Here is a 6,722-nt window from a genome sequence, read left to right as displayed (position 1 = left end):
CGCGGCCGCGCGGGCGGCCACGTTTGGCATTGCGTTTCTAGAAAGTGTTGCGGGTGCGCTTCGCGCGGGTGGAGAGTGGTTTGCTATTGGTCCGCACGTCTTGGGGGTGGGGCGGTGATGGGCGGCGCGGCAGGTACCGGCTTGCGCATGCTGACCGTCTCGCGCGCCGCCCATCAGGCGCTGCGCATTGACGTCGAACGCCATGGCATCCGCGCCGGTAACAGGCCGGCCTCGATTGGCTGGATTTTCACCAGAGGGCCGTTGCGGCAAGCTGCTGACCTATTGCCTTCAGCGGTCTTCTGATCTGTTGCCGCTACACACTAGAAAACAGCAGCATCACCGACACGCGAGAGCGGCATCGGTGCACGCAAGACGGCGCGTAAGCCTCGTAAGGCCGCCCGCGCGGCCGGCACGAGGCGGGCACCGTCCCACCTCGCCACCGCCCCCTGATGGTGGCTAGAACGCCAAGCACACTGACCTCCCCAGCGGCCGCGACTAATACACATCAAGAGCGCGTGGCGGGGCAGGCGGGTGAGGGCGGGGCGTGTAGATGCGCCCGGCGGAATCCGAAGGAACCGCCGAAGGCGGTGACGAGGATGAGCACGGGGCAGTCCGGAGCGAAGGCTCCGGACTGCAATCGTAGCCCCGCCCTCACCCGCCTGCCCCGTCACGCGCGGCTTAAGAACCCAACCGCACGCACCAAACCGACCTGATCCTTTAAGCCAGATCCTTCAACAACAACTCCCAAAACTTCAACCGCTGCTCCAACGTAGAAACCAGGATGTACTCATTCAAAGTATGAGCACCATCTCCGTCCGCACCCAAACCGTCTAGTGTCGGGATTCCCATGGCGGAGGTGAAGTTGGCGTCGCTGCCGCCGCCCGTCATCGGGGCGTCTTCCAGCAGGAAGCCTGCGCGTTCCGCGTAGCCCTGCACCAGCGCCAGCAGGGCGGCGGCTTCTTCCGTCTTTACCATCGGCGGGCGGTTCAGTTCCACGTCGATGTCCAGTTCCACGTCCGGGCCCACCGCGCACAGTTCGCGCATGCGGCGCAGCACGTCTTCTGCCGCGCCCATGTCCGGCACGCGGAAATCCACCACGCAGCGGCACAGTGCCGGCACCGTGTTCGTTACCGTGCCGCCGGCGATCGTGCCCACGCTGACCGTGATGCCGCGCTCGTAGTCCGTCATCGCTTCCAGCGCCAGCACCTGGTGCGCCATCTCGCGGATCGCGCTGCGGCCCTTCTCGTGCTGCATGCCTGCGTGGGCCGGGCGGCCCTTGACGTTCAGGTTCAGCATGCCCGTGCCCTTGCGCGCCGTCACGCACTTGCCGCCGTTCGGGCGGGCCGGTTCGCACACCAGCGCGTACTTCGCGTTGGCCGCGAAACGTTCGATGTGCACGCGCGAGGCGTGGCTGCCGGTTTCTTCGTCAGGCACCACCAGGAAATCCACCGGCAGTTGCGTCGCGCCGGGACGGGCCACGCCTGCCAGCGCGGTCAGCGCCAGGTAGATGCCGGCCTTCATGTCGTAGCTACCCGGACCGTACAGGCGGTCGCCGTCGATGCGCACCGGGTTTTCGAGCAGCGTGCCCACCGGGTGCACCGTGTCCATGTGCGCCAGGATCAGGATGCCGGGGCGCGTGTCGCCGGGGGCGCGGTTGGTGGCGTACAGCAGCGGGCCGGTCGTGGGGCCCAGCGACGACAGTTCCACCGTCAGGCCGGCTGCGGCCGCGTAGTCGGCGATGATGCGGGCCATGGCGGCGATGCCATCGGGGAAGTTCGAGGGCGATTCGCATTGCAGCCAGCTTTGGATGCCGGCGACGAGCTGTTCAGTGCGGGTAGTAGACATAGCGGTATCCGGGAATATCGGCGAGGAAAATGGGGGAAGCGTTCAGGCGACCTGCTGGCCGGCCAGGCGCGCCAGTTCGGCGTCGTCGGGCATGCGGCCGTCGAACCACAGGCTGGCGCATACGGCGGACATCGCGCGGCCGTCGTGGCCGATGCCGGGCACCACTTGCAGCGTCCAGTTGAACGGCACGCCGCGGCGTTCGGCTTCCTTGCGGCCGGCTTCGAAGTAGTTGTGGGCGCGCGCGAAACGGTGCGGGCCCTGGCGCATCGCGGCCGGTTCCGACGGCAGGTTCGGGTCGTCGGTGGCGATGTCCTGGTCGCCCGCCATGATCATCATCGGGTACGCCAGCAGCTTGACCAGATGGTCTTCGGTCAGACCCACGCCGTCCATGCCTTCGGGGAAGGGGTAGTCGAACGTCGGCAGCGTGTACCAGCCCGGGTTGCCTGCCGCCACGGCCTTGAAGGGGGCGTGCGACTGGCTGCTCATCAGGCGGTGCACGAACTGGCCGCCGGCCGAGTGGCCGAACAGGTAGATGTTTTGGCCGTCGGTGATTTCGCCGTCGATCATGTCGCGGATCACGTTGCCCACCAGCGCGTAGGTCCAGCCATCGATGTGGCGCGGATTGCCGCCGGCCGAGAACACGCGGCCGTTGTTGTAGCTTTCGACGCCGGGCCAGATCTCGTTGGAGAACGTCAGCGCCACGATCAGCAGCTTGTGCTTGTCGGCTGCCTCGACCCAGAAGTCGCGGTACTCGTCGCCGTTGCGCAGCACACCGTGCTGCACGATCACCACCGGGCGGTCCGGCGTGTAGCCGTAGGGGCGGTAGGTCTGCAGCTTGAACGGACGGTCGGCATTGCGGTCTTCGTCGATGTAGGCGATGGTGTTGCGGCCCGCATGGCCCATTTCGATGGCGATGCGGTCCTTGTTGGACATGTCGGAGGGTTTCATGGCGTTCAGGCGGTGGCTTCGTTCAGGTGGCAGGCCGACCAGTGGCCCGGCGATATTTCTTTCAGGGACGGCGCCTGCTCGCGGCAGCGCGGCATGGCGTGGGGACAGCGCGGGTTGAAGGTGCAGCCGGGGGGCGGGTTCAGCGGCGACGGGATTTCGCCCTTGATCGGCGTGAACTTGCGGCCCCGGCGGGCCACGTCCGGCACCTCGGCCATCAATGCCTGAGTGTACGGGTGGTTGGCGCGCGCGAAAATCTCGGCCGACGTCGAGATCTCGACGATCTTGCCCAGGTACATGATCGCGACGCGGTCCGAAATGTGCTTGACCACGCCCAGGTCGTGGCTGATGAACAGGTACGTGAAGCCGTGCTGTTCGCGCAGGTCCATGAACAGGTTGATCACCTGCGCCTGGATCGACACGTCCAGCGCGGCCACGGGTTCGTCGCACACCAGGAACTTGGGCGCCACCATCAGCGCACGGGCGATGCCGATGCGCTGGCGCTGGCCGCCCGAGATCTGGTGCGGGAAGCGGTCGCGGTATTCGGTGTCCAGGCCCACTTCCGTCAGCGCCTGGTCGATGCGCGAGGGAATCTCGGCCGGCGGCGCCAGCTTGTGCACCTTGAGCGATTCGCCCAGGATCTGGCGCAGGCGCTGGCGCGGATTCAGCGAGGCCTGCGGGTCCTGGAAGATCATCTGCACGCCCAGCGTGTAGGCGAGCTTGTCGGCGCCGCGCAGGCGGCGGGCGTCCTTGCCCTGGTAGAGCAGGTCGCCTTCGGTCTGGCGGTGCAGGCCGGCCACGACGCGGCCCAGAGTGGACTTGCCACAGCCGGACTCGCCGACCAGGCCGACGACTTCGCCGCGGCCGATGCGCAGGTCCACGCCGTTGACGGCGAAGACGGTGCGGCGGTCGATGGGGCGGCCGCCCAGGGCCAGGATGCGCTGGGCCAGGTCGGGCCGCTGCTCGAAGCGCTTGTGGACGTTCTTGAGCTCGATGACGGGGGTATCGGCTTGGCTCATGCTTGCTCGGCCTCGCGGGCGATCGGGACGTAACAGCGATAGCTGCGCGGACCTTCGGTGGTGATGGTGGGGGCTTGTTCGGTGCAGCGCGTGACCGCGTGGGCGCAGCGCGGCCGGAAGGCACAGCCCGACGGGCGGCCGGCCAGGCTGGGCGCCATGCCGTTGATCTGGTGCAGGCGCGCGCCAGGCTGGGTCGAGCCGGGCATCGAGTCGAGCAGGCCCTTGGTGTAGGGGTGGCGGGGCGCGTCCAGTACCTGTTCGACCGGACCGCTTTCGACGATGCGCCCGGCATACATGACCGCGACGCGGTCGGCCAGCTCGGCCACCACGCCCAGGTCGTGAGTGATCCAGATCAGCGCCGTGTTGTGTTCGCGGCAGATCTCCTGCATGCGGTACAGGATCTGGCCCTGGATGGTGACGTCCAGCGCCGTGGTGGGCTCGTCGCAGATGATCAGGTCGGGCTTGTTGAGCATGGCGATCGCGATCGCCACGCGCTGGCGCATGCCGCCCGAGAACTCGTGCGGATAGCTCTTCAGGCGCTTTTCCGGCGACGGAATGCCGACCATGGCCAGCGCCTCGCGGCAGCGTTCCAGGGCCTGGGCGCGCGGCACGTCTTCGTGCGTCAGGATGGCTTCCATCATCTGCTCGCCGATGCGCAGCACCGGGTTGAGCGTCATCAGCGGATCCTGGAAGATCATGGCGATGCGGTTGCCGCGCAACTGGCGCATCTGCTCTTCCGAGAGCTTGCGCAGGTCGTTGCCCTTGAACTTGACCTCGCCATCGACCACTTCGCCCGGCGGGTCGATCAGGCCCAGCAGCGAGAAGCCGGTGACCGATTTGCCCGAACCCGATTCGCCGACCAGGCCCACGATTTCGCCACGACGCACGGTGAGGTCGACACCGTCGACCGCCAGCCACGCGCCGGCTTCGGTATGGAATGCGGTGCGCAGGCCGCGCACCTCAAGAAGGACGTCACTCATCGCTTGGGGTCCAGGCTCTCGCGCAGGCGGTCGCCTACGATATTGATGGAAAGAATCAGCAGCAAGAGCGCAATGCCCGGGAACAAACTGATCCAATAGTCGCCCGACAGCAGGTACTGGAAGCCGTTGGAGATCAACAAGCCCAGCGACGGTTCGGTGATGGGCACGCCCACCCCCAGGAACGACAGCGTCGCTTCCAGCGCGATGGCGGTGGCGATCTGGATGGTGGCGAACACCATCACGGGGCCCAGGCAGTTGGGCAGCAGGTGGAAAACCATGATGCGCCACGCCGGAAAGCCCAGGTTGGCGGCGGCCTCGACGTATTCCTTGCGGCGTTCCTGCAGCGCGCGGCTGCGCATGATGCGGGCGTAGTGACCCCACTGCACTAGTACCAGCGCCAGGATCACCTTGTCCACCCCCCGCCCCAGCACCACCAGCAGCACCAGCGCCACCAGGATGGTCGGAAAGCCCAGGATGAAGTCGACGATACGCATCAGCACGGTGTCGACCAGGCCGCCGATGTAGGCGGCCACCAGCCCGACCGCGCCGCCCACGGCGGTGGCCAGCACCACGGCGGACAGGCCCACCATCAGGCTGATCCGCAGGCCATACAGGATGGCGCTGAGCATGTCGCGGCCCTGGTCGTCGGTGCCGAGCCAGGCGATGCTGCCGTCCATCAGCGCCTGGCGCGGTGCCAGGCGGCCGTCCATCAGCGACAGGTTGGCCAGGTCATAGGGATTCTGCGGCGCGAAGTAGGGCGCGAACACCACCAGCACGATCAGGATGATCAGGGCGATGACCGAGCCGCGCACGGTCGGACGGGCCCGCAGTTTCTTCAGGATCGAGGCGCGCTTGGGCGTATCGGCCAGGGGCTGGACGGTACGGGTGCGGCCGGTATTGGGAGGATTAGCCATGGCGTTTATTGAGCGGGGGTCACGAGCTGCACGCGGGGGTCGAGCGCGGCGTACAGGATGTCCACAACCAGGTTGATGACCACGAAGATCAGGGTGACCAGCATCACGTAGGCGACCACCACGGGACGGTCAAGCTGGTAGACGCTGTCGATGAGCAGCTTGCCCATGCCGGGCCATGCGAACACGGTTTCGGTGATGGTGGAATAGGCGATCAGGCTGCCGAATTCCATGCCGATCACGGTGACGACCGGGATCAGGATGTTGCGCAGGATGTGGCGGCGCACGATGCGGCCGGGCTTGACGCCCTTGGCGCGGGCGAACTTCACGTAGTCCTGGCTGCGGGCCTCGACCACGCCCGAGGCCGTCAGGCGCAGCACCAGGGCGATGTTGGCCAGCGCCAGGTTGATCGCCGGCAGGATCAGGTGCGACCAGCCGTCGGCCGTCAGGATCGACAGGCGTACGCCCAGTACGGTGACCGTCTCGCCGCGGCCGGTGGCCGGCAGCCAGCCCAGCCAGACGGCGAACAGCAGGATCAGCATCATGCCCTGCCAGAAGTTGGGCAACGAAAAGCCCAGCACGGAAGAACCCATGATGCCGCGGCCCAGGGGCTCGTCGCGGTACAGGCCGGCCACCAGGCCCAGCGGAATGCCGACCACACAGGTCAGGCCGATGGCCAGGATGACCAGCTCGAAGGTGGCGGGAATGCGCTGCACGATCAGTTCGATGGCGGGGATGCCGTGCACGAACGAGGTGCCCAGGTCGCCATGCAGCGCGCGCCACAGGAACCCGGTGTATTGCTGCCACACGGGCAGGTCCAGGCCCAGACGCGCGATCATTGCTTCGCGGGCGGCCTGGCTGGCTTCGGGGCTGACCAGCAGTTCGATCGGGTCGCCCACGGCGTACACCGCGAAGAAGACCACGACCGAAACGGCCAGCAGCACGAACAGACTCTGTATCAGTCTGCGTAGGATGAAAAGGGCCACGTGATATTTCCTTGGTGGGCTCGGGTTGCAGGCGCC

Annotated in this window: 7 protein-coding genes; 1 reads left to right on the top strand and 6 read right to left on the bottom strand. The window is 66.9% G+C overall.

The annotated features are described in order from the left end of the window. Positions 1–147 precede the first annotated feature (147 nt). Positions 148–303 (top strand): hypothetical protein, encoded by a 156-nt coding sequence (locus AC3WMR_RS27100; protein ID WP_492266943.1) that lies wholly within the window; start codon positions 148–150, stop codon positions 301–303. A 414-nt stretch (positions 304–717) separates the two neighbouring features. On the opposite strand, the gene AC3WMR_RS27095 is transcribed toward AC3WMR_RS27100, so the two are convergent. The 6 genes from AC3WMR_RS27095 to AC3WMR_RS27070 are packed head-to-tail and all read right to left on the bottom strand — an operon-like array spanning position 718 to position 6,686. Then, positions 718–1,845, bottom strand: coding sequence for a M20 family metallopeptidase (locus AC3WMR_RS27095; RefSeq protein ID WP_492266942.1), 1,128 nt, complete (start codon positions 1,843–1,845; stop codon positions 718–720). A 42-nt stretch (positions 1,846–1,887) separates the two neighbouring features. After that, positions 1,888–2,793: an alpha/beta hydrolase family protein gene (locus AC3WMR_RS27090; protein ID WP_492266941.1), complete on the bottom strand. Its 906-nt coding sequence runs from the start codon at positions 2,791–2,793 to the stop codon at positions 1,888–1,890. Positions 2,794–2,798: 5 nt separating this feature from the next. Continuing rightward, positions 2,799–3,809: an ABC transporter ATP-binding protein gene (locus AC3WMR_RS27085; protein WP_492266940.1), complete on the bottom strand. Its 1,011-nt coding sequence runs from the start codon at positions 3,807–3,809 to the stop codon at positions 2,799–2,801. Next, positions 3,806–4,789, bottom strand: a complete 984-nt coding sequence (locus tag AC3WMR_RS27080; RefSeq protein ID WP_175193633.1) for an ABC transporter ATP-binding protein — start codon at positions 4,787–4,789, stop codon at positions 3,806–3,808. The genes AC3WMR_RS27085 and AC3WMR_RS27080 overlap by 4 nt, the downstream gene beginning before the upstream one ends. After that, positions 4,786–5,703 (bottom strand): ABC transporter permease, encoded by a 918-nt coding sequence (locus tag AC3WMR_RS27075; RefSeq protein WP_492266939.1) that lies wholly within the window; start codon positions 5,701–5,703, stop codon positions 4,786–4,788. Before AC3WMR_RS27075 ends, AC3WMR_RS27080 begins: the two co-directional genes overlap by 4 nt. A 5-nt stretch (positions 5,704–5,708) precedes the next feature. Continuing rightward, positions 5,709–6,686 carry an ABC transporter permease gene (locus tag AC3WMR_RS27070; protein WP_025139725.1) on the bottom strand — a complete coding sequence of 326 codons (978 nt, stop codon included), beginning with the start codon at positions 6,684–6,686 and terminating at the stop codon, positions 5,709–5,711. Positions 6,687–6,722: the final 36 nt, after the last annotated feature.

The sequence above is a fragment of the Achromobacter sp. FW305-C-28 genome (assembly GCF_058783235.1).
Note: the sequence above shows the minus strand (reverse complement) of the source record. Positions and strands in the feature narration are given on the sequence as shown.